Origin of the sequence: Roseomonas sp. 18066 (assembly GCF_902706185.1) — a bacterium.
GTDB lineage: Bacteria > Pseudomonadota > Alphaproteobacteria > Acetobacterales > Acetobacteraceae > Pseudoroseomonas.
Window position 1 is genome coordinate 1 of sequence record NZ_CACSJM010000421.1, and the last position, 389, is coordinate 389.

The 389-nt window shown below is 64.8% G+C and carries 1 protein-coding gene; it reads right to left on the bottom strand.

Annotation, left to right across the window (positions count from 1 at the left end; genetic code table 11):
- The coding region (locus GVN67_RS29515; RefSeq protein WP_200845478.1) for a hypothetical protein at positions 1 to 389 on the bottom strand (389 nt) is incomplete at both ends.

Sequence of the window (389 nt, forward strand, 5' to 3'; positions counted from 1 at the left end):
GATGCCGTCGCTGGCGGCCCAGCCGAACAGCCGGTGCACGAGCAGGTTGGTGGCCAGCAGCACGAAGCCCACCACCATGTGGTTCACGATGAAATGGTGGAAGTCGCACTGCCATTCGGCGCGGAAGATCGGCTGGTCGCGCCGCAGCGCGAACAGCTTCTCGACGAAGATGAAGATCAGCGCGCTGCCGAGCAGATCGAGGATGAACCAGTCCAGCCCGATGTAGGGCGTGTTGTCCGCGAAATCGTGCACGGGCACCTTGTGGCCGCCCAGCAGCGCGGCCGAGGTCACGAGCAGGAAGGCCGCGGACGAGAGCCAGCGCGAACGGTTGAAGATGATGTTCACCAGTGAAAGCCCGCCCGCGATCACCAGCGCCGCGAACATCAGCG